Origin of the sequence: Pseudoalteromonas sp. SWYJ118, assembly GCF_015864505.1 — a bacterium.
In the GTDB taxonomy this organism is placed as follows: Bacteria; Pseudomonadota; Gammaproteobacteria; order Enterobacterales; family Alteromonadaceae; genus Pseudoalteromonas; species Pseudoalteromonas arctica.
The window spans coordinates 85,526-105,345 of sequence record NZ_JADYXC010000015.1; the positions used below are offsets into that span (position 1 = coordinate 85,526).

Genomic DNA, 19,820 nt, shown 5'->3' on the forward strand with positions numbered 1-19,820 from the left:
GACTTAATAATGTTCGAACAAAACGTGACTTCTCCATTTATCACTAACCCTCATGTTCAGTCACACGAGAAACCGCAGCCATTGCGTGATGCAGTAAAAAAAGCTGTTCACCACTATTTAAAGCAGCTTAACGGTCAAGATGTGCAAGACGTTTACGACCTTGTTCTTTCAGAGCTAGAAGCGCCATTACTTGAAGAAGTAATGACATATACACGTGGTAACCAAACTCGTGCAGCAATTTTACTAGGTATCAACCGTGGTACTTTACGTAAAAAGCTTAAAAAATACGGCATGAACTAATATGCTGGCTGTGATTTATCACAGCTAATTATTAAAAAAGCACCCTAGGGTGCTTTTTTTATGCCCGTAGTTTAATAGCCGAGTTGCAAAATGCTCACCCTCATCGGCGCTTTATAAGTCGTTTTTTGAGTTGTAATCAGTTAAAATGCCCGCTTCTAAGCTAGCTCATTAACTGAGGAAATCAAACTACAATGGATACTCATCGTCCCATTCGTCGCGCACTATTAAGTGTGTCTGATAAAACCGGTATTGTTGAATTTGCCCGCGCACTAGAAGCGCAAGGCGTTGATATATTATCAACTGGCGGTACATGTAAACTACTTGCTGATAACGGCATAAAAGTGACTGAAGTATCAGATCACACAGGCCACCCTGAAATCATGGATGGTCGCGTAAAAACTCTTCACCCAAAAATTCACGGCGGCATATTAGCCCGTCGCGGACAAGATGAAAGCGTAATGGCAGATAACAACATTTCTGCTATCGACATAGTTGTAGTTAACTTATACCCCTTTGCGAATACAGTCGCTCAAGAAAACTGCAGCCTTGAAGATGCTATTGAAAATATTGATATTGGCGGCCCTACAATGGTTCGTGCAGCCGCTAAAAACCACAAAGACGTAACAATCGTGGTAAACGCGAGTGACTACGACCGTGTTATCAGTGAAATGCAAAACAATAATGGCTCTACTACATATAAAACACGTTTTGACTTAGCGATTGCAGCTTACGAGCACACTGCACAATACGATGGCATGATTGCTAACTACTTCGGTAAAATGGTTCCTGATTACACCGAGGAAGCTGCTGTAGAGACTAAATTCCCTCGTACTATTAATATGCAGTTCACTAAAAAGCAAGATATGCGTTACGGTGAAAACTCACATCAAGATGCTGCTTTTTATGTTGAAAGTGACATTGCTGAAGCATCAGTTGCAACAGCAACTCAATTGCAAGGTAAGGCCCTTTCGTTTAACAACATTGCAGATACCGATGCAGCACTTGAATGTGTTAAAGAATTTGACGTACCTGCGTGCGTAATTGTAAAACATGCTAACCCGTGTGGTGTTTCAATTGGGGACAATATTCTACAAGCATACGAGCGCGCTTTTAAAACAGACCCTACATCAGCATTTGGTGGCATTATTGCCTTTAACCGAGAGCTAGATGCCGCAACTGCACAAGCAATTGTTGATCGTCAGTTTGTTGAAGTAATTATCGCACCTAGTATTTCGAGCGACGCTGCAAAAATTGTTGAAGCTAAAAAGAACGTTCGTTTATTAGAATGTGGACAGTGGACAGGTAAAGCAGCTGGCCAAGATATTAAACGCGTTAACGGCGGTATTTTAGTTCAAGACCGCGATTTAGGCATGGTAACGCAAGGCGACTTAAAAGTTGTTTCTAAGCGCCAACCTACAGAGCAAGAACTTAAAGATTTACTATTTTGTTGGAAAGTAGCTAAGTTTGTTAAATCAAACGCAATTGTTTATGCCCGTGACGGTATGACCATTGGTGTAGGCGCAGGCCAAATGAGCCGCGTATACTCAGCTAAAATTGCAGGCATAAAAGCTGCCGACGAAAACCTTGAAGTTAAAGGTTCAGTTATGGCGTCTGATGCATTCTTCCCATTCCGTGATGGAATTGACGCAGCAGCAGCCGCTGGTATTACTGCGGTAATTCAGCCAGGTGGCTCAATGCGCGACGAGGAAGTGATTGCAGCTGCTGATGAAGCTGGCATGGCAATGGTACTTACTGGTATGCGCCATTTCCGCCACTAATCACACAAAGGGTTAAACGTTGGTTTAACCCTTTTTGTTTGCTATAAATTCACGTATTCTGATTATTCAATAACCTATTTAAAATTATAATGTGAAGGAACAAACAATGAAATTTGCGCTAAAATCGCTACTTGTAGCCACACTAACGATGACATCGACTATGGCGCTTAGCCATAACCACGAATCGAGCCTTGAGCATGCACTTCAATCAAGCGAACGTAGCGCTAAAAACAGCGTTCGTGACGAATATCGTCACCCGGCTCAAACATTGGCATTTTTTGGCTTTAAACCAACTATGACAGTTGTTGAAATTGCGCCAGGCGGTGGTTGGTATAGTGAAATTTTAGCGCCAGCACTAAAAGAGCAAGGCACTTACTATGCCGCGCACTTTCCTGCTGATTCATCAGTTGGCTACTACCAACGCTCTCTTGCGGGCTTTAAACAAAAAGTAGCTGAAGATGAGCGCTTTAGTAGCGTTAAAATTACTGAGTTTGCACCTGTAACACATTTAGATATTGCGCCAGCTGGCAGTGCCGATATGGTTTTAACGTTCCGTAATGTGCATAACTGGTATATGGGCAAAGATAAAAGCGGTGCATTAAGTGCATTCCAAGCTTTTTATAAAGCCCTTAAACCAGGTGGTACATTAGGTTTAGTTGAACACCGTTTAGCTGAAGAACGTGCTGACGAAGATCAAAAAACTACAGGTTATATGAAGCAGAGCTACGTAGTCGACCTAGCTAAACAAGCTGGGTTTGAATTAGTAGCAAGCAGTGAAATAAATGCAAATCCAAAAGATACAGCCGATCACCCTAAAGGTGTATGGACGCTACCACCAAGCTTAAGACTCGGCGAACAAGATGCTGACAAATATAAAGCCATTGGTGAAAGCGACCGCATGACGCTGAAATTTAAGAAACCGCTTTAAATAGGAATTTTCGCCATGAATGTTTTAGTCATTGGCAGCGGCGGCCGCGAACACGCACTTGCGTTTAAAGCCGCTCAAAACACCAAAGTAAATACTGTATTTGTAGCCCCTGGTAATGCAGGTACTGCACTTGAACCAAAACTTGAAAACGTAGCAATAAACGTTGACGACTTAGAGGGTTTACTTAGTTTTGCACAGCAAAATAAGGTAGAGCTTACTATTGTAGGTCCAGAAATACCGTTAGTACTGGGTGTTGTTGATAAGTTTCGTGAACATAACATGGCTATTTTTGGCCCAACGGCAGGCGCAGCCCAGCTTGAAGGCTCTAAATCGTTTACTAAAGATTTTTTAGCACGCCACAATATTCCATCAGGCGATTATCAAACGTTTGAACAAATTGACCCAGCCCTAGCTTATTTAAAAGAAAAAGGCGCGCCAATTGTTGTAAAAGCAGATGGTTTAGCTGCAGGTAAAGGCGTAATTGTAGCAATGACGGAAGCCGATGCCGAAGATGCTATTCGCGATATGCTTGCGGGTAATGCTTTTGGCGATGCGGGAAGCCGTGTTGTTATTGAAGAATTTTTAGAGGGTGAAGAAGCGTCTTTCATTGTAATGGTTGATGGCAAAAACGTATTACCATTTGCTACCAGTCAAGACCATAAACGCGCTTACAATGGCGATGCCGGTCCTAACACGGGTGGCATGGGTGCATACTCACCTGCGCCAGTTGTTACGGATGAAATCCACCAGCGTATTATGAACGAAGTGATCTACCCTACGGTAGAAGGCATGGCAAGCGAAGGCCATCCGTACACCGGCTTTTTATACGCAGGTTTGATGATTGACGAAACAGGTACCCCTAAAGTAATTGAGTACAACTGTCGCTTTGGCGACCCTGAAACTCAACCAATGATGCTACGTTTACAATCAGACTTAGTTGAATTGATTGAAGCTGCTAACCGTGTAGAACTTGATAAAACAACGATTAAGTTTGACCCACGCGCAGCCGTTGGTGTTGTACTTGCAGCTAAAGGTTACCCTGGTGATTACCCTAAAGGTGATGCAATTTCGGGGCTAAAAGTTGATTACCCTGCGGGTGAAAAAGTGTTTCATGCGGGTACTAAGCAAAGTGGCAATGACGTTGTAACCGCAGGCGGTCGCGTATTATGCGCAACAGCACTTGGTAACACCGTTACGCAAGCGCAGCAGCGCGCCTATGAGCTTGTTAAACAAATTAGCTGGGATGGTATGGAATATCGTACTGATATAGCTTACCGTGCTATTGCACGCGAGCAATAGCCTGTAATACCTATTCATTGGTATAACCAGTTAATTTAACTACAAAAGCGCAGTTTATCTGCGCTTTTTTAGTGCTACACTAATTAAAAGGTTTTTTAAAAGTAAATTAACGTTGGAACTAAGAACTTTACGTTACCATGCAATTGCTGTTGCCATACTGATATTTATATTTTTTATAATCAGTACATTGGCATCAAACCTTGTCGTGCCTACACGATATACAATTGATAAAACGGCTCCAATGTACCTCGATTACGCCTACTATATTGACGAAACCAAAACTAAAACATTCGATACCATCATTAACCAACCTGAATTACTTACTCATCAACCATTTTCAGATGTTCCATGGAGTTTTAGCCAGCAAAACTATTGGTTGTTTCTTGATTTAGAAAATAAAAGCCTTAACAAGCAAAATGTTGTGGCACATTTTGACAACCCTATGGTCGATCACCTTACGGTTTATCGCCTCGATAAAAACAACAAACTAATTGAAACATATAAACTCGGCGATAAAGAAGAAGCCCTCTCTTTGTTTGAATACAGCGTACCGCATATTCGTTTTTTAGTAGAAAGAAAATCGTCACAGCGCCTAGTAATGAAAATAGACACAGTCGGCATAAGTAAAACACCTGTAAACTTATATCGTGATAAAGAGTTTATTGACTTAGTGCGCTCTCAAACTGGGATCTGGGGTATTTTTGTAGGCGTGCTATTGATGGCTGCGCTTTATAACTTGGTGCTTTATTTTGGCATAAAAGACCGTGTTTATTTAATTTATATTGGCTATATCATTAGTGCGTTAACCTTATTGGGTGCAGTGCTTGGTTTTGGATTTTATTTATGGCCAGTGCAATGGCAGTTATATATTCACGAAAAAGTCATATTTTTTAACTACGCAATATCATTTTTCACTCTCGCCTTTTGTACTATGTTTTTACGCTATCACAAGGACAATTGCTGGCGATACAAAATGAGCGTAAAACTGCTTTTGTTTATGTCAGTAATGGCTATAGCTAGTCTATTTATTCCTGAGTACATTGCAGCCCCGTTGTTTTTTTGTGTAATGGCACTTTTATACGTTGTTTGTATTATTTTAATTTATAACAAGCTACGTAGCGGCTTTAGGTGGGCTAAGTTTTATGTACTTTCGTGGATACCGCTGATATTTGGTGCGGTAATACAGCCTATGGAGCTCACCGGCTTTTTGGCTTATAGCTTTACCTCCCGCCATGCCTTTTTAATGGCTATTTTGTGCGAAGTTATTTTAATGGCAATGGCGTTAGCTGACCGAGTAAGGTATCAGCGCGAACGTGCGCTTTACCATGCCACGCACACACAACAAACAAAGTTACTTAATAGCTCCAAGCTAAAACAAGCATTTATGGCGCTACAAAGCCAAAACCGCTCAACAACTTTATGTTTAATAAAAATACGTCACTTTAATTCGCTCAATACAATTATTACCTCTTCTCAGGGCTACACACTTATAAAGCATGTAGCCAAAGAGCTTGAATTAGAACTCAGCCATGAACGCGAATTTACAAACCTCGAAACAGATTTAAACACCAGCCCACGCTTAGCCGATTTAAGCAGTGGCGTATTTGCCTGTATTTCTACTAAAACACAAAACCAAGAAATGCTAGAAGCACTACTGACTAAAATAATTAGCAGCCTACCAAAACAATATGAAATTAAAGGGCTAAACCTGCAGCTTAGTTACAGTATAGGTATTAGTAGTGCAGGTAAGAGTAACGACTTTGAATATTGGTTAAAGCGTGGTTATTTAGCGCTTAAAAAAGCAAAAGGTAGCGTTAATCAAGTTGGGTCATCGTCAAACGGTAATAATCTAATGATGGACGTTGCTCTAGCCGCTAAGCTGCAACAAGCCATCAAAACAAATCAACTGGCACTTTATTACCAACCTCAAATAAACTTATTAAGTAACCACGTAAGTGGTGCTGAAGCTTTATTACGTTGGCCCGACCCAACTTACAGCAACTTATCAATTGAAGAACTAATAATACTTGCTGAGCACACAGGCATTATTAACGAGCTAACACTGTGGGTAATAGAGCAAGCCTGTAAAGACATAGTCAAGCTTACAAAAAATGGCTATAACGAGCACACAATTAGCGTAAATTTAAGCGCTAAAAACTTAACTATAAATAACTTAGCCGAAAAAGTAGAAAATATTTTAATTAAATACCAAGTGCCGGCACAGTTACTTAAATTTGAACTAACCGAATCGGCCTTCGTAGATAGCCAAGATGCACTTATAAAGTTAGTTGATGAGCTAACCGCATTAGGTATTAAAGTAGTACTGGATGACTTTGGGACAGGCTATGCGTCACTTAGCTACTTAGTCAATTATCACTTTAGTGAACTTAAAATAGATAAGTCATTTGTTTTTGATTTACCTAATAACCCTACTCACCAGGTTATTGTACAAACAGCCATTGATATGGCGCATAACCTCAATTTATCAATAACAATTGAGGGGGTAGAAACCCAGGAAATCCATCACTTACTCAAAGATATGAACGCTGACTACGCCCAAGGTTATTTATACGCAAAAGCACTGCCTTACACCGACTATTTACACTTCTTAAAAAGCCAATATAGCTTAAAAATGTTAGACTCCTCTTTTTAACATCTTTAGGGGCCAAGTAAAGATGCAAGGCACACTGCGTAAATTAAAATCGAGCTTAACCGAACCAGTACAATATCACTTACCTGTAGGTGAACACCTAGTAGACTTAAATGCATTTATAGGTAAGGAGCTTACGCTTACCTTTAGTGGCACTATTTTATGTTCTAACTGCGGTAAAAAAACCAAAAAAAGCTATTCTCAAGGTCACTGTTTTGTATGCATGCGCAAGCTCGCTAGTTGCGATATGTGTATTATGAAACCAGAAACCTGCCACTACGATCAAGGCACTTGCCGAGAGCCACAGTGGGGCGAAGAAAACTGCATGATCCCACACTATGTATATCTCGCTAACACCTCTGGGTTAAAAGTAGGTATTACCCGCCACACACAAATACCGACTCGTTGGGTTGATCAAGGCGCGACTCAGGCATTACCTATTTTTAAAGTGCAAACTCGCCTGCAATCAGGTTTAGTGGAAGTTGCATTGGCTGAATTTATTGCCGATAAAACGAATTGGCGCAATATGCTAAAAGGTCAAAACGAAGCAATTGACTTAAAAGCAGCTGCAGCCGAGCTGACCCCACAAATTAGTGAAAAGCTAAACGAGCTCAGTGAATTATTTGGCGCAACAGCAATAGAACAACTTGATGAAGATGTAGTTGATTTAAACTTTCCAGTAACCGAATACCCAACAAAAATCAGCTCATTTAACTTTGATAAAGACCCTGTTGTAAGTGGTGTTTTACAAGGTATTAAAGGCCAGTACTTAATTTTTGAAAAAGGCGTTATTAATATTCGTAAATTTACGTCTTATGAAGTAACCGTAGGCTAACGGGCTATGTTAAACAGCTATCCACAGTTATTGGTTATTTATAATGAGCTTGAGATAGCCCATAACCAACAAGAGCAACAAGAGTGCTTACACAGCGTTATGCAAAGTGAACTAAGCGATGTGCGAGTACTTAATAAGCAAGGTGACTTCCTTAATTTACAAGGCACTGTTTGCCCTGAATTGAATGGCGAGCAGCTAGCACAGCTTGTTACAGCTTACTTATTAAATGAAGGACAATGTTGCCTTGGTAAAATTAAAACCCTAAGCACAACCCAGGCGTTTGATTTACTAGGGTTATAAAACCCTCTTTAAACCTCAGTAAGCACTTTTATATGCGCTACAGCACTGCGACCTAAAGCTGATAGCGCATAGCCACCTTCTAAGTACGAAATAACACCTTTGCAGCCGCCCTCTTTAGCAACACCACATAGTTGCTCGGTAAGCCAAATGTAGTCATCCTCTACAAACTTTAAGCTCGCCATATCATCTTCTAGGTGTGCATCAAACCCTGCGCTTATAAAAAATAATTCAGGCTTAAACGCTTTTAATTTTGGTAACCATTGCCCAGTAAACACCTCTTTTAGGTCGTCGCCATTACTAGCAATTGGCAGAGGTGAATTAACTATATGACTATTATTTTTAACCGCTGTATTTGGGTAAAACGGATACTGAAATAACGAACAAAGCAGTACATTTTCGTCATCAATAAAAATGTCTTGTGTGCCATTCCCATGGTGTACATCAAAGTCAGCAATCGCAATGCGCTTAACCCCTTTGCTTTGAGCGTACTTAACGGCAATAGCTAAGTTATTAAACACACAAAACCCAGATGATGAATCTTTATTAGCGTGATGCCCTGGCGGGCGTACTGAGCAAAAAGCAGCATCGAGTTTGTCGGCAAGTATTTCATCAACCGCTAATAACCCAGCACCTACTGCACGCTCAATCGCTTTAAACGAGTCGGGGCACAACCACGTATCGCCGTCTAAATTAGCGAGTCCTTCGGTTGGTAGCGTGTTTTCTACGTGTTTAATGAGCGCTTCATCATGGGCTAATAAATAGTGTTCACGTTCAGCCTTAGGCGCTTGTAGGTGTGTTAAGCCAACATCTACACCGCTGGCTAATAACCTGTCGGTAATTGCATCTAAGCGCTCTGGGCACTCAGGATGGTCGTCTATCATTTTATGTTTACGGCAATGAGGGTGTGAAATAACTGCAGTACGCATAAAATGCTCCTAGCCAAAGTAAATTGAATGCTTAATATAACAAAGCCACCGACGGGTGGCTTTGCGACTTTGGTTTATATTGATACTTTAAATATCGATACCTTGAATATCAATATTATTAGCTATTTTGCTTTTAAATGTAGGTTTCTAAAATCAAAGCTAAAGTCGGTAACTTGTGTTGATACTGCACGCATTTTAGCGCTGTTTACACGATTTTGTGAGCTCATTTCAAAACGAATAAACGCATCCGCCTCAAGTAGTTTTTCATCCCACTTAACTATAAATGTATTTCCAGTGTAATGCTCAAGTGTGCCCTTTAAGCGCTTAGTATGCGTAAAATCAATATGCAATTTACTATCAAGTTGTTCAATAATTACATCGCCATACCAATCATCGTGTAATGTACCGGTGTAATTAATGTTTGGTAATTGTGGTTGGTAGTCAGCGGGGGCTTCTGGTTTTGCATTAGCGTACGCCTGTTGTTTACCTTCAAAATGACTTTTAGCTAAATCCTCTACCCAGTCTTTATCTTCAAGCTCAAGTGCATCTTCAAGTACTTCATGGGTTACTGCCGAAAGTGCACCAAAAGCTTGTTGATTAGATAAAATAACAATACCAAGTTTTTTCTCAGGCAATAAAGTAACTTGCGATACCATTCCTAAAATACCACCACCGTGACCTAACTTTTTAAAGCCGTGGTAGTCTTCAATACTCCAACCTAATCCATAACCTCTAAACTGCTGATGATACGACTCAAACGCACTTTTAGACGCCATAGACGTAATATGTGGGTGCCACATTTGCGCTTGTTGCTTTTCGCTAAAGAGTTGCTCACCACTTGGCATTTTTCCGCCCGCTAACTGCGTACGAAGCCATTGGCTCATATCACTTACACTTGAAGCAATTGCACCTGCGCCTCTAAAATCTTCTAAGTAATTCACAAAAAATGGATGAAGCGTGCCATCCATAGGAATATGACCTGTCGCCCAGTTTTTATTACTTTTTGGAATACGTGAAAATCCCGCGCGTGAGTTATCCATGTGCAGCGGCTGTAATATATTTTTTTCGATGTAATCGTTCCAGCTGATACCCGACACACGTGCAACCACCTCACCAGCGGTAACAAACATCAAGTTGTTATAAGCGTATTTACTACGAAAACTGCTCGCTGGTTTTAAATACTGTAATCCCGCTAAAATTTCATCAACTGACTTATCGGTACTTGGCCAAATCATTAAATCGCCCTGCCCTAGCCCCAGCCCACTGCGGTGACTTAATAAATCACGAATACGCATTTCGCGTGTTACGTATGAGTCGTATAATCTAAACTCTGGTAAATGATCAATTACGCGGTCATCCCAGCTTAACTTCCCCTCATCAACCAACTTGGCAAGCGCTGCTGTTGTAAACGCTTTCGTGTTTGAAGCAATACCAAACAAGGTGTCTTTGTTTACTTTTTTGTTGGTATCGAGATTAGTTACACCAAAGCCTTTAGCAAATATTACTTTATCGTTTTCAACAATGGCGACTGCCATACCGGGTACGTCAAAACGCGCCATTGACGCTTTAATAACGTCGTCAATTTTGTTGGTATCAACTTGTGCCCAGCTACTAAACGAAGTGCCTGCTAGTAGTGCAATTGCGGCAAGTTTGGTTAATTTCATATCAATCCTATTTTATTATTTTTGATGAACTGCAAATTCAATTGCTGCGCGCTCTTGATTGGTATCGCTTTTTTGTGCGCGATTTAATATCGCATCACTGTATTCTTTTGGTACGCCCGCTTCAAGTGATCCGCGATGAACGTGTTTTATGTACCAATCGTATGGGAGTACATCGCTGTCATGGGTATTAGCTATATAACAATGTGCAGTTACAGTCTCACCCGTTAGAAGCGTTGGGGCTATATCTACGCAGTCGTAACCTACGCCCTCAATACCATCTAAAATAACTTTTTCATCTTCATTAAGCTCATAAATAACGCCGTAAACCAGCGCGCCTTCTTTATCGCTTGGGCAAATACTGCATTTGCCAGAGCCATCTTTAAATAGCATATCAAAAGTTAGCTCGTAACCTTTAAGTACCGCTGTTCCTACACGCTTTACATTAGGTAAGCGCGCTAACAAACGATTAGATGACATATTGGAGCCAAACGAAAAATTATATAACGGCATTTTATCTCCTGTACTTTTTAAATAAGTTAAATAACAACACGTACTGCAAGAGCAATTAAAATAACGCCAATTCCACGGTCAAACCAATAACCGCGTTGTTGGAAAAAACCCCTTACATTATTTCTAGAAAGTATTATTGAAAGCATTGAAAACCACGCCCAAGTAGCCAATGCCATGTACACACCGTAACCGATCTGTACGCTAGTCGGTGTTGTTGGGCTAATCACGAGTGTAAATAATGACATAAAAAATAACGTGGCTTTTGGGTTTAATGCATTTGTGAAAAAGCCGCGCCTAAAAGCAAGCCAAACAGGTTCCTCTTGAACGGTTTTGTTTTCAACATCTTTTGCAGCCTCGCCTTCATTACTTGCTGGAGGTTTTGCAGCTCTGAGTGCTTGTACGCCTAAATAAGCTAAATATGCACCGGCAAGATACTTAAGCGCCATAAATAAACTAGGCGATTGCGTTAAAATAAGCGCAACACCTAAAACGCAATAGGCAACGTGCAGTAAAATAGCAGCGCCAACACCGGCGCTTGTCCACAATGCATTGCGCCTTCCTTGTTGCACACTTTGCTTAAGTACTACGGCAAAGTCAGGCCCTGGGCTTGCTACTGCAAAAAAATGAGCAATAACAATCAGTAAAAATTCATCTAAGTATTCCACGCAGATCCTTGCTAGTTTGGCGAATAAGCTAATAACAGCGGGTTAGCCGAGTTATTTACCAATGCTTTAATTTCTTTTTGTGCTTTTTTAAACTGACCACGTAAATGCGGCTTTAAATGTTTTTTAGACACTTTATCGTTTTTAAAGTAACTAATCAGGGCATGCATAAATACCGTATGTGTTTCACTTAACTTAGCTTCACGGTTAGCGTATGGATTATAACAAGAGCCACAACCGCCTTTAAACTGATACACCGTGTTGCTCATCATCACACCAAATCCTAAAAAACAGGCAAGTGCATCGGCAGCTTGTGGTAAATACTCCCTACCGCCTGGCGGTAGCACCCCAACGTGATGAATAAGTATGGTGGCCAGAGTACCCGCATAACTTGCCACTAAATCTTGTGGCTGATTAATCTGATTAGGATTAAAAGAGATACTGACCTTATGGCTTGGCGGCACAATTAAATGGCTGCCTTCGCCACGTATTTCATCACTAAATTCAAAGTGCGGAAAAACTTGCGGTTGTAACTGCTGAGGTGCGACTAATTGAATAGGCCATGCATTCATACCCGCGTAATTAGTAACGCGGGTAAAAACATTACTCGCCATTTCCTCAATGCTCGATACCGAATCAGGGAAAAAAGTGGCCGTTGGCAGTATTATTTGAGTGTGCTTTGTAAAGAACTCAGCATCAAAATTTTCTACAGCCCAAATAAATGTATCAATAAGCCATTGCTGCTCTTGATCTTCCAATAAAGGTGCCGATTTAAATAAAGCTAACATAAGGTGCTCTTATAAGTTTTAGTGCTAGTTTAGTTTTTTTGTGTAAGCGCCCAATCCCACGCTTGAGTATTGTATAGCGGCACTGTTGATAGTGCATGGTGGTGGCTACCACTGGATTCTTTAGTTGAATACGATAAGTACAATAAAGTACGATTCTCAGCATCGTAAATACGGCGCACTTTTAGTGATTTAAATAATATACTTTTAGATGATTTGAATATCACCTCGCCCGACTTGCTGCGGTCTATTTTTTGTAGCTGTTGCGCTGTAATAGGACCCGTTTGACGACATGCTATAGACATATCAGACGGATCAGAAAAGTCCAAATTAGCCTCTATATGACTAATATGACAAGTAACGCCTTCAAGGATTGGATCTTGCTGCGAATTAACCACAACATCTTTAGTTGTAAATAACCCCAAACTTACCGATGCAACATCGTCAGAGCAAGCACTTAATGTAATAACTGCACCTGTAAGTAAAGCTAAACGTTTAAATTTTTGTGGTAATTTCATACTTATCCTTAATTAATATATAAGTAACTTGGCACCTACGTTACTAAGCGAAGGTTCACCTGTTTGTTTTTATACTAACATCAAAAATAAATACGACTAAATTAGTTTAAAGTAAAGATTTTAGATAGCTCAGGGTTTAGCGAACCCTGTTGTATTTGATACAATTAACTCTCGCTCATGCAGTAACTCATAATAGGAAACGCCTAAATGCCGCACATTATTATTGAACACTCAGAAGACCTCCCTGTTTTACCACAAGTACTGGTAGAAAAAATTCACACTACCGCTTTCGAAAGTAACTTATTTGAATTAGAAACCATCAAAACACGCGCTATTGCTTATCAGCAATATCAACTTGGCGCAGGAAAATCAGGGTTTATACATATCGCGGTACATATTTTAGCGGGACGCTCAATTGAGCAAAAACAAATGTTAAGCGAACTATTACTTTCATGCTTAAAAACATACTGCAGAGCATCAGACAGTTTAAGCGTAAATATTTACGATATTGAGCATGAGATATACCGTAAAAATTAGTTAACTCTTGTAGTTTTGAGCAATAGAAGTAAACACTAGCAAGTAAAAAGCCCCAATAGGGGCTTTTTTGTATTCTAAAATCAGGTGCAGCTCATTATTATTTACAAGACAGAGCATGAATAGCGTCCGATCTAACGCTGGAATTTAATAGTGCATTCGCACTCTTTCAAATTTAAGAAAGCTTAGCTTAATCTATGGATTAACTTTATTTAAATTATACTTATTATTAGGGGTAGATAAAGAATAATAAATTACACGATATTAAATTCATATAGCATTAAATAATTTGAATAGGTATTTTTTGGAAAGTGGTGGCCCCTCCCAGACTCGAACTGGGGACCTAACGATTATGAGTCGTGTGCTCTAACCAACTGAGCTAAGGGGCCAACTTTTATATAACTGCTAGGCAGTTAATTTTTGAAGCGTTCAGTCACAGAGCGACTAAAGCGGGTTGCAGTATAAAAACTTTTTAGGTGCTTGTCACTACCAAACACCTTTATTTTAACAATCAGTAAGCTAACTGCTTAAATAGTAATCTTTTAGGTGGGTATAAGCATAAAATACAAGATATTTCCCATGATATTCTCTGCATTAAATTATAACCCCCCCCTCCCACATGTAGTCTTTTATATTTAACGCTCTACTTTTTAAGTAAAGCTAACATATATGTGTAGGCATACAAGGCTGTAAAAAATATGCTTGGGGCTACTGTAAGTGCCAAATTAGGTGTCTGATTAATTACATTCACCATAATCACTAAGCTCGATTGAACACTAATCGGAATAATAGGCGCAAAAAGTACACCTGCTATTTTTTTGTTACCTAAATACGATGCGCTAGAGTTAATTGCATTATTGAAGCTTTGTCGTATTGCTACGTTTTGTGGTGTTTTAGAATGAAACATACAAATAATTGGAGTTACAAACGCAAGCGTTACATAACTAGACTTATACTTGTTGACGACCTTTTCTAAAATAAAAGTAAAAAACAGCGTTACAAATCCACTATACAAACCTTGTACTAATGCAGCTTGAAGCGTGACCGATTTAGCAATATCTGCCGAACTGTTTGCCCAGTAGGCCCAGCTAAAATAAAAAACGAATGACACAACGCCTGACAGTATAAGTCGAATATTCAATTAGCTACCTCAATATGCGTAAAAGCTTGGTGTAATGATAACACTAGAAGTGATGGTAATATTGTCACTAAATAATAGAGTAATTAATCGCGTATTGTAGATATATAAACAAACTAATATTAAAGATTTCCTAAATGGCATCAATACAGAATCAGAACACTACTGTTAGTTAGAAAGCTTAATTGAAGTAAACAATGGTTTGGCTGAGGGAATGTTGGGAGTGAGTTACAAGAAATAAATCACTTAGTTTGAGTAAATTAAAAATTAGATTTTGATAAAAAATATTTACTTTAAAAATTAATATTGTGAGCCGAACAGTACTGGGGCACTTTTATCATTAGGCCTCAGTAGTCGGCTTACACAATATATAATCTGTCATTATTTTTTCGCAATAATGTAGATTGCATGTATTAACCCTGGGAAATAACCTAGCAGTGTTAATAAAATATTTAACCAAAAGTGCATACCTAAGCCAACTTGCAAAAATACACCTAATGGCGGTAATAAAACTGAAAGTATTATACGAATAATATCCATGACTAAACTCCATTTAAATTAAGCATTAAAAAGGCGTAAAGCCCAGTGTTAGTGGGCCTTAACTATACTGTACTATTCAGCAACAATAGCTAGTTTATCAACTACGTCACGAACATCTTCAGCATTTTTAGCAATTTTAACTGCTAGTTGTTTTTCAGCTTCAGACTCTACTGAACCGTTCAGAGTTACAATACCGTTGTCGGTATCAACATCAATGTCTGTACCACCTACTTCTGAGTCAAACAGGAAGCGAGTTGTGATTACAGTGGTGATTTTAGCGTCCGTTAGGTCGTTATCATCATCGTCCATCATGTCATTGCTTTTATCTTTGGTATCCATGCTTTTAACAACAGTAAGGCTGTTATCAACATCAGATACACCATCTAGGCTAAGTACAAGTTCTTCTGCTAGCTCTTTATCAAGCTCGCTATTAACTTTACCTGTAAGTACTACTTTGCCATTTTTTACATCAGTGTTAATGTCAAAGTTGTTTAGATTAGTGTTCATAAGTAGAACTGTTTCTGCCTTACCATCAATCCAAGCATCTTTACTTTCGTTTTCCCAGCTGTTTGCTTGGGCACCCATAGCCGTAGTACCAAGAACTAGAGCTGCGATAATAGACTTGTTAAATGTTTTCATAATCTTTCTCCTTTTGATTAAAGACACTTTAACTAATGCGAGCTTTGGGCCAACTTTATTTATACTTAAATTTCAATAGGTTGAGCTTACTTTGGAGTGAGGCATTATCTATAGTTGTGTAACTATTTACAGGCTACTCGGTAAAAATTTCTCAAATAGTGAAAATAGCTAGATAATTGCATTTTTGGTTAATCTATCGTTAATATAACAAAATAAAAAACATCATTATAAATTAACCTACTGATAATTAGGGTGATTATATTTGGTGCGTGCTTTGCATACAAACATCAAGAGCAGTATCAATAGTAAATACAATAAGGAATGCCCCATGTCTGTAAAAGTTGAAGACCGCCCAATAGAGCAAGTACGCGAACAAGTAATTGACCAATTAATTTATAATTACAGTCATGGGGTTATTTCTGTTGATGCATTTGAGAGACGACTCGATAGCGCGATGGATGCACCTAATAACGACGCTCTTTTAGCCTTAGTAGAAGACTTAACACTTAATACCGATCAGCAATATAAAGCAGAAAAACAATCGCAATTTAAACCACATTATAGTGCACAGCAAAACAGTGATGATGATTTTACATTACGCAGTATTTTAGGCTCTAACGAACGAAGCGGTCAGTGGGTTGTCCCAAAAAATATATATTTAAGTAACTTTATGGGATCGGTGGTACTTGATTTTACTGATGCCATTTTTGCGCATCAAAATGTAACTATTCACGTTAACTGTATTTTTGGTAGCGATGAGATTTACGTACCAGAGCATGTAAATGTAGTGTCTAAAATGTTTTGTATTTTAAGTAGCCTTGAAAATAAATCGGTATCACTTAACAAACGCCAAGGTCCTACTATTCATATTGAAGGAAAGGCAGTTATGGGATCGGTTGAAGTAAAAATAAAGCGCACAATTAAAGAAAAATTTATGAGCTTTGCAAATGAGCTAAAAACCCAGTTTGGCACGGGTAATAATAACCGCTCACTATAATTGAGTAGCAGCACTTTAGCGTGCTGCTTAGTATTTTATTATAAATCGTTATTTCGCTCGCTTGGTATATCACTTAAATACTCTACAAACTCAACTTCAAACCCTGCAGGATCAATAAAGTAGACATTCTTTCTGAAAGGATTCTCGCTACCTTGCTTGCTTACTGTAAAACCCACTTTATTTAAGCGCATTACTACTGCGCTTAAATTATTAGTTACATAAGCAAAGTGTGCAAAACCAATTTGATGGCCCGATAAGTTTCTGTTTTCACCCTCACCATGGTCGCTTATCGCAATGTAATGCGTGTCATCTCCAAAGTGTACCCAGCGTCTTGGTTTTCCATGCCAATCGCCTCTGCCCTCACTTCTGACTGACCAATGCGGAAATACAGCTTGGTAAAATTTAAGCATACTATTTATATCACTCGCGACTAAGTTTACGTGCTCTAAATACATAATGTTGTCCTATCAATTAAGTTAGGGGCACGATAAAACCTCAAGCTAACTTTAGGTAAAGCGTTATTTAAAATTAATTCAATTTAATTAACACACAAAGGAACATAGTGACTTATTAATTGCTCATTATTATTTTTTAAAAATATAGACACTTTTCAATCTTGTATAAAAAACAAACATAAGTATTTGGGGTTTATTGTTTACTTTATGTCAAAAGTCGCTAAAATACGCCGGCTGAAATATATAAACGTTCTTTTACAACCCAAAGGTAATACCATGCATCCAATGTTAAACATTGCGGTTCGCGCTGCGCGCAACGCAGGCAAAATTTTACTTCGCGCAAGTGAAGATTTATCAAAAGTTGAAGTGCAACAAAAAGGCGCTAACGACTTAGTAACTAACATTGATAAAGAAGCCGAAGCCGTAATTCGTGACACTATTTTACAGTCTTACCCTACTCACTCTATTGTTGGTGAAGAATTAGGTGAGCATAAAGGCAAGGATGATGATTACCAATGGATTGTAGATCCTATCGATGGAACAACTAACTTCATCAAAGGTATCCCTCATTACGCGGTTTCTATCGCACTTAAAGTTAAAGGTCGTTTAGACCAAGCTGTTATTTATGATCCAATTCGTGGTGAGCTTTTCACTGCATCTCGCGGTCAAGGCACTCAGTTAAACAGCAAACGTCTACGTGTTAGCAAAACTACGGTTCTTGCAGGCACTGTACTTGCTACTGGTTTCCCTTTCAAAAACAAAAACCACATGGATGCATACACTGAAGCGTTTAAAGCATTGTTTGTACACACTGCAGACATTCGCCGTGCAGGTTGTTCTGCTTTAGATATGGCATACGTTGCAGCTGGTCGTGTTGATGGATTTTTTGAAATTGGTTTAAAACCTTGGAACTCTGCTGCAGGCGAACTTATGGTTAAAGAAGCGGGCGGTATGGTTGTAGATTTCGCTGGTGGTAATAACTATAACCACAGCGGCAATATTATCTGTGGTTCACCAAAATTGACTCAAGCAATTATTCGTGAAATTCGTCCAGTATTAACTGAGTCGTTACTTCGCTAATTGCTGCTATTAATAGCATGCTAAAAAGGAGCTCAGGCTCCTTTTTTTGTGCCTAAAAATAAGGGTTATCGAGCTTAATCTCTATCGTTTTGCCTTTTGTATAAGGTAGTGTATTTAAATCCTTTGCGAAGTATTCATTAAATAATGCGTCAAATTCACCGCTTTCCTGCATCACTATTAATCCCTCTTCAACAGCCTTTGCTAATTCAGGTTTACTCTTAGTCACAAAGTAATAAATACCGGTTGGATAACTTATGTATAAATTAGGCACGATTACTAAATTACTTTGTTTGTTTTCAACAAGCTCAGAGTTAACCTCAATAAACGAACGAGGAAAGTAATCTATTCGTCCACGGCTCGTTAAAGTGAACATGGCTTGGTAGTTAGTAAGCGGTCTTACATGTAATCCGTTATAGGACATTATTCTTGTATCTGGCCAGTTGTGCCCTTGTACAGCCGAAAACGTAGCTAGCTGCTCAATATTTTTTACCTTTTTAAAGCGCGCCAAGTTTTGCTTATTAGTTAATAAAGCTCGCTTACCTATATAGCCTTTAAATAGTGGTATTTTTATCGCCAAAGCAAGCGCCTCTCGCTCTGGACTGCTCATACTCCAATACATATCTAATTCGTTATCATCTAGGTTTATTAACTTACGCTTTTGCAGTTCTGATATGGGGGTCATTCGGATAACACCGGAGTAGTTAACACTTTCAAGTGCACGTACTAATAACTCATTGAGGTATTCTTCTCGTGCGTTTTGGGTATCTTGCTTTTGAGCAACATTAATTATTTGCTCTTGCGCCATAAGTGAAAAACTTACAAACAAACTAAATACACTGATAGAAACTTTTATTGGTAACATAATAATTACCTGCTTTGTTTAAATTACCTATTATTGGCTGAAAGGCTAAACACTTCTAAAGCATCCCTTGAGCACATAAATAAATAGATAACTAGAGCGATAACACTTGGCTTATTTTAGCCTCAGTGGCCGGTGACTTAACCTATGGCGATTTATATATTATTGCAAAAAGGTCCTACCGATTCACACTACAAAGTTAGCACTGTTTTCGTAAGCTTGCACTGTTACATCCGCTAATGAAAACTTAGACGCCTGAACAATTAATAAATTGCAGGTATAAAAAAACCGCTCATAGGAGCTAACACCGATCAGTTAAGGTATTTTTGATCGGTTGACCGATCTTTTGGTTGCTTCACAATACCCTTATCATCTTTTGATTATGAGGGTATTTTTATGCTTAGTCATTGGTTACTTGATACG

At 39.0% G+C, this 19,820-nt stretch carries 21 protein-coding genes and 1 tRNA gene; 10 read left to right on the forward strand and 12 right to left on the reverse strand.

The genetic code is table 11. The features are described 5' to 3' along the window. Nucleotides 1-9: 9 nt before the first annotated feature. The 7 genes from fis to I6F48_RS14270 all read left to right on the forward strand — a co-directional run bounded on the left by fis (nucleotide 10) and on the right by I6F48_RS14270 (nucleotide 8,090). Nucleotides 10-300: a DNA-binding transcriptional regulator Fis gene (fis, locus tag I6F48_RS14240; protein ID WP_002957804.1), complete on the forward strand. Its 291-nt coding sequence runs from the start codon at nucleotides 10-12 to the stop codon at nucleotides 298-300. A gap of 191 nt (nucleotides 301-491) precedes the next feature. Next, the gene (gene purH, locus I6F48_RS14245) at nucleotides 492-2,078 is read left to right on the forward strand and encodes a bifunctional phosphoribosylaminoimidazolecarboxamide formyltransferase/IMP cyclohydrolase (RefSeq protein ID WP_197119694.1); all 1,587 of its coding nucleotides are present in this window, start codon (nucleotides 492-494) and stop codon (nucleotides 2,076-2,078) included. Between the two features lie 106 nt (nucleotides 2,079-2,184). Continuing rightward, a complete protein-coding gene (locus I6F48_RS14250) occupies nucleotides 2,185-3,006 on the forward strand; it encodes a class I SAM-dependent methyltransferase (RefSeq protein ID WP_165727128.1) in 822 nt (273 codons plus the stop codon). 15 nt (nucleotides 3,007-3,021) lie between these two features. Next, entirely contained in the window at nucleotides 3,022-4,305 is a 1,284-nt protein-coding gene (purD, locus tag I6F48_RS14255; protein WP_197119695.1) for a phosphoribosylamine--glycine ligase, read from the forward strand. A gap of 112 nt (nucleotides 4,306-4,417) precedes the next feature. Next, on the forward strand, nucleotides 4,418-6,958 hold the full coding sequence (locus tag I6F48_RS14260) for an EAL domain-containing protein (protein WP_010553371.1): 2,541 nt from the start codon (nucleotides 4,418-4,420) through the stop codon (nucleotides 6,956-6,958). 22 nt (nucleotides 6,959-6,980) lie between these two features. Further along, nucleotides 6,981-7,790 (forward strand): DUF2797 domain-containing protein, encoded by an 810-nt coding sequence (locus tag I6F48_RS14265; protein ID WP_197119696.1) that lies wholly within the window; start codon nucleotides 6,981-6,983, stop codon nucleotides 7,788-7,790. A 6-nt stretch (nucleotides 7,791-7,796) separates the two neighbouring features. Continuing rightward, entirely contained in the window at nucleotides 7,797-8,090 is a 294-nt protein-coding gene (locus I6F48_RS14270; protein ID WP_197119697.1) for a hypothetical protein, read from the forward strand. 8 nt (nucleotides 8,091-8,098) lie between these two features. Here I6F48_RS14270 and I6F48_RS14275 read toward each other — a convergent pair whose 3' ends face one another. The 6 genes from I6F48_RS14275 to I6F48_RS14300 form a co-directional block, all read right to left on the reverse strand. Further along, on the reverse strand, nucleotides 8,099-9,016 hold the full coding sequence (locus I6F48_RS14275) for a histone deacetylase family protein (RefSeq protein WP_197119698.1): 918 nt from the start codon (nucleotides 9,014-9,016) through the stop codon (nucleotides 8,099-8,101). Nucleotides 9,017-9,138: 122 nt separating this feature from the next. Next, the gene (locus tag I6F48_RS14280; protein WP_197119699.1) at nucleotides 9,139-10,680 is read right to left on the reverse strand and encodes a serine hydrolase; all 1,542 of its coding nucleotides are present in this window, start codon (nucleotides 10,678-10,680) and stop codon (nucleotides 9,139-9,141) included. A 15-nt stretch (nucleotides 10,681-10,695) separates the two neighbouring features. Next, entirely contained in the window at nucleotides 10,696-11,190 is a 495-nt protein-coding gene (locus I6F48_RS14285; RefSeq protein ID WP_007586500.1) for a gamma-glutamylcyclotransferase family protein, read from the reverse strand. Between the two features lie 26 nt (nucleotides 11,191-11,216). Further along, a complete protein-coding gene (locus tag I6F48_RS14290; RefSeq protein ID WP_197119700.1) occupies nucleotides 11,217-11,855 on the reverse strand; it encodes a LysE family translocator in 639 nt (212 codons plus the stop codon). A gap of 11 nt (nucleotides 11,856-11,866) precedes the next feature. Further along, complete coding sequence (locus I6F48_RS14295) at nucleotides 11,867-12,640, reverse strand: hypothetical protein (RefSeq protein WP_007586497.1); 774 nt, start codon at nucleotides 12,638-12,640, stop codon at nucleotides 11,867-11,869. Nucleotides 12,641-12,669: 29 nt separating this feature from the next. After that, nucleotides 12,670-13,155 (reverse strand): CreA family protein, encoded by a 486-nt coding sequence (locus I6F48_RS14300; RefSeq protein WP_165740633.1) that lies wholly within the window; start codon nucleotides 13,153-13,155, stop codon nucleotides 12,670-12,672. 207 nt (nucleotides 13,156-13,362) lie between these two features. On the opposite strand from I6F48_RS14300, the gene I6F48_RS14305 reads away from it, so the two are divergent. Further along, nucleotides 13,363-13,692 (forward strand): 5-carboxymethyl-2-hydroxymuconate Delta-isomerase, encoded by a 330-nt coding sequence (locus tag I6F48_RS14305; RefSeq protein WP_002957818.1) that lies wholly within the window; start codon nucleotides 13,363-13,365, stop codon nucleotides 13,690-13,692. Nucleotides 13,693-14,001: 309 nt separating this feature from the next. Here the strand turns inward: I6F48_RS14305 and I6F48_RS14310 are convergent. From I6F48_RS14310 to I6F48_RS14325, 4 genes are all read right to left on the reverse strand, one after another. Continuing rightward, nucleotides 14,002-14,078 (reverse strand) — tRNA-Ile (locus tag I6F48_RS14310). Nucleotides 14,079-14,332: 254 nt separating this feature from the next. Then, entirely contained in the window at nucleotides 14,333-14,830 is a 498-nt protein-coding gene (locus I6F48_RS14315; protein WP_197119701.1) for a hypothetical protein, read from the reverse strand. Between the two features lie 378 nt (nucleotides 14,831-15,208). Next, entirely contained in the window at nucleotides 15,209-15,367 is a 159-nt protein-coding gene (locus tag I6F48_RS14320) for a YqaE/Pmp3 family membrane protein (RefSeq protein ID WP_002957822.1), read from the reverse strand. A gap of 72 nt (nucleotides 15,368-15,439) precedes the next feature. After that, complete coding sequence (locus tag I6F48_RS14325) at nucleotides 15,440-16,006, reverse strand: BON domain-containing protein (RefSeq protein ID WP_007586486.1); 567 nt, start codon at nucleotides 16,004-16,006, stop codon at nucleotides 15,440-15,442. A 328-nt stretch (nucleotides 16,007-16,334) separates the two neighbouring features. On the opposite strand from I6F48_RS14325, the gene I6F48_RS14330 reads away from it, so the two are divergent. Next, the gene (locus I6F48_RS14330) at nucleotides 16,335-17,003 is read left to right on the forward strand and encodes a LiaF domain-containing protein (RefSeq protein WP_007586484.1); all 669 of its coding nucleotides are present in this window, start codon (nucleotides 16,335-16,337) and stop codon (nucleotides 17,001-17,003) included. Between the two features lie 38 nt (nucleotides 17,004-17,041). Here the strand turns inward: I6F48_RS14330 and I6F48_RS14335 are convergent, their stop codons facing one another. Then, on the reverse strand, nucleotides 17,042-17,458 hold the full coding sequence (locus I6F48_RS14335) for a VOC family protein (RefSeq protein ID WP_197119702.1): 417 nt from the start codon (nucleotides 17,456-17,458) through the stop codon (nucleotides 17,042-17,044). Nucleotides 17,459-17,734: 276 nt separating this feature from the next. Between I6F48_RS14335 and suhB the strand changes: the two genes are divergently transcribed. After that, nucleotides 17,735-18,538 carry an inositol-1-monophosphatase gene (suhB, locus tag I6F48_RS14340; RefSeq protein WP_002957826.1) on the forward strand — a complete coding sequence of 268 codons (804 nt, stop codon included), beginning with the start codon at nucleotides 17,735-17,737 and terminating at the stop codon, nucleotides 18,536-18,538. A 52-nt stretch (nucleotides 18,539-18,590) separates the two neighbouring features. Here the strand turns inward: suhB and I6F48_RS14345 are convergent, their stop codons facing one another. Further along, entirely contained in the window at nucleotides 18,591-19,400 is an 810-nt protein-coding gene (locus I6F48_RS14345; protein WP_166376400.1) for a substrate-binding periplasmic protein, read from the reverse strand. Nucleotides 19,401-19,820 lie beyond the last annotated feature (420 nt).

Excerpts from the sequence above, each read along its gene's own strand:
- I6F48_RS14280 (WP_197119699.1), bottom strand. The coding sequence starts at position 10,680 with ATGAAATTAACCAAACTTGCCGCAATTGCACTACTAGCAGGCACTTCG.
- I6F48_RS14270 (WP_197119697.1), top strand. The coding sequence starts at position 7,797 with ATGTTAAACAGCTATCCACAGTTATTGGTTATTTATAATGAGCTTGAG.
- fis (WP_002957804.1), top strand. The coding sequence starts at position 10 with ATGTTCGAACAAAACGTGACTTCTCCATTTATCACTAACCCTCATGTT.
- I6F48_RS14305 (WP_002957818.1), top strand. The coding sequence starts at position 13,363 with ATGCCGCACATTATTATTGAACACTCAGAAGACCTCCCTGTTTTACCA.
- I6F48_RS14265 (WP_197119696.1), top strand. The coding sequence starts at position 6,981 with ATGCAAGGCACACTGCGTAAATTAAAATCGAGCTTAACCGAACCAGTA.
- purD (WP_197119695.1), top strand. The coding sequence starts at position 3,022 with ATGAATGTTTTAGTCATTGGCAGCGGCGGCCGCGAACACGCACTTGCG.
- I6F48_RS14320 (WP_002957822.1), bottom strand. The coding sequence starts at position 15,367 with ATGGATATTATTCGTATAATACTTTCAGTTTTATTACCGCCATTAGGT.
- I6F48_RS14295 (WP_007586497.1), bottom strand. The coding sequence starts at position 12,640 with ATGTTAGCTTTATTTAAATCGGCACCTTTATTGGAAGATCAAGAGCAG.
- I6F48_RS14335 (WP_197119702.1), bottom strand. The coding sequence starts at position 17,458 with ATGTATTTAGAGCACGTAAACTTAGTCGCGAGTGATATAAATAGTATG.
- purH (WP_197119694.1), top strand. The coding sequence starts at position 492 with ATGGATACTCATCGTCCCATTCGTCGCGCACTATTAAGTGTGTCTGAT.
- I6F48_RS14250 (WP_165727128.1), top strand. The coding sequence starts at position 2,185 with ATGAAATTTGCGCTAAAATCGCTACTTGTAGCCACACTAACGATGACA.
- I6F48_RS14275 (WP_197119698.1), bottom strand. The coding sequence starts at position 9,016 with ATGCGTACTGCAGTTATTTCACACCCTCATTGCCGTAAACATAAAATG.
- I6F48_RS14345 (WP_166376400.1), bottom strand. The coding sequence starts at position 19,400 with ATGTTACCAATAAAAGTTTCTATCAGTGTATTTAGTTTGTTTGTAAGT.
- I6F48_RS14300 (WP_165740633.1), bottom strand. The coding sequence starts at position 13,155 with ATGAAATTACCACAAAAATTTAAACGTTTAGCTTTACTTACAGGTGCA.
- I6F48_RS14325 (WP_007586486.1), bottom strand. The coding sequence starts at position 16,006 with ATGAAAACATTTAACAAGTCTATTATCGCAGCTCTAGTTCTTGGTACT.
- suhB (WP_002957826.1), top strand. The coding sequence starts at position 17,735 with ATGCATCCAATGTTAAACATTGCGGTTCGCGCTGCGCGCAACGCAGGC.
- I6F48_RS14330 (WP_007586484.1), top strand. The coding sequence starts at position 16,335 with ATGTCTGTAAAAGTTGAAGACCGCCCAATAGAGCAAGTACGCGAACAA.
- I6F48_RS14285 (WP_007586500.1), bottom strand. The coding sequence starts at position 11,190 with ATGCCGTTATATAATTTTTCGTTTGGCTCCAATATGTCATCTAATCGT.